The sequence below is a fragment of the Streptomyces sp. G-G2 genome (genome assembly GCF_030063135.1).
Taxonomy (GTDB): Bacteria; Actinomycetota; Actinomycetes; order Streptomycetales; family Streptomycetaceae; genus Streptomyces.
Genome location: NZ_JASISO010000125.1, coordinates 1 through 1434 on the forward strand (window position 1 = coordinate 1; position 1434 = coordinate 1434).

Below are 1434 nucleotides of genomic sequence, written 5' to 3' on the forward strand. Positions count from 1 at the left end.
TCCCCTCGGTCACCGAGGACCTGCGCCCCGGCTCCATGGAACTGCTGTGGATCGTCGACGCCTACCCCCTCGTCTGCGCGGCGCTGCTGATCCTCTTCGGCACCCTCGGCGACCGGGTGGGCCGCCGCAGGATCCTGCTGCTCGGCTACGGACTCTTCGGTGCCGCCTCCGCGATCGCGGCCCTCGCCGACAACGCGCAGATGCTCATCGCCGCCCGCGCCCTGCTCGGCGCCGGCGGCGCGATGATCATGCCCGCCACCCTGTCGATCCTGCGCACGGTCTTCCCCGAGCGGCGCGAGCGGGCCCTCGCGATAGGCATATGGACGGCGGTCGCCGCCGTCGGCGCGGCCAGCGGTCCGGTCATCGGCGGCTTCCTCGTCCAGCACTTCTGGTGGGGCTCCGTCTTCCTGATCAACATCCCGCTCATGGCGCTGATCCTGCCGCTCGGCCGCTGGCTGCTGCCCGAGTCCAAGGGGGCCGACGACGGTCCGTGGGACGTCCTCGGCGCGCTGATGGCCGCGGGCGGCGTGCTGGGTACGGTGCTCGGGGTCAAGCGGATCGGCGCCGACCGGGTCCTGCTGGAGGCCTCGGCCCTGGTGCCGCTGCTGATCGGGGCCGGGCTGGTGGTGCTCTTCGTACGGCGCCAGAAGCGGCGTACGCACCCCCTCGTCGACATCCGGCTGTTCTCCCGGGTGGCCTTCTCCACCTCGGTGGCGTGCATCGTGCTCGCCATGCTGGCGCTGGTCGGCCTGGAGCTGATCGCCGTCCAGTACCTCCAGCTCGTGCTGCACCTGAGCCCGCTGGAGACCGGGCTGCGGCTGCTGCCGCTGACCTTCGCCGCGATGGCCGCGGGCGCCACCGGCGCGTACACCCTCCAGCGGGTCGGGCCGCGCGCGATGGTCTCGCTCGGGTTCACGCTCACCGCGCTCGCCGTGCTGCTGCTGACGATGATGGGGCTGGACGACCGGCCCTGGCTGCTCACCTGCGGCTTCGTCCTGCTCGGCTTCGGCCTGCAGACCACCCTCTTCGCGGCGTACGAGTCCATGCTGAGCGAGGCCCCGGTCAGCAGGGCGGGGGGTGCGGCGGCGATCGGCGAGACCTCCTACCAGCTGGGGGCGGGCATGGGCATCGCGCTGCTCGGCAGTGTCATGAACGCGGCCTACGCGCCGGGGCTGCGGGGGGTTCCCGGGGTGACGGGGGCGGAGTCCGCGCGGGCGGGGAACTCGCTGGGGGAGGCCTACCAGATCGCCCGGCACCTCGGGGGTGCGGCGGGGGAGTCCCTGTACGCGGCGGCCCGGACGTCGTTCGTGCACGGGCTGCACGTGACGCTCCTGGTGAGCGCGGGGCTCTTGTTCGCGGGGGCGGCGATGGCGCTGAAGCTGCCGCGGGGCATGGAGCCGTCCTCTTCCGCTGCCTGTGACTCCGTCGAGGGGG

Annotated in this window: 1 protein-coding gene; it reads left to right on the forward strand. The window is 73.2% G+C overall.

From position 1 onward, the window contains the following. Positions 1–1434, forward strand: a 1434-nt coding sequence (locus tag QMF80_RS37865; RefSeq protein WP_283461964.1) for an MFS transporter, incomplete at both ends; no start/stop codon positions are given.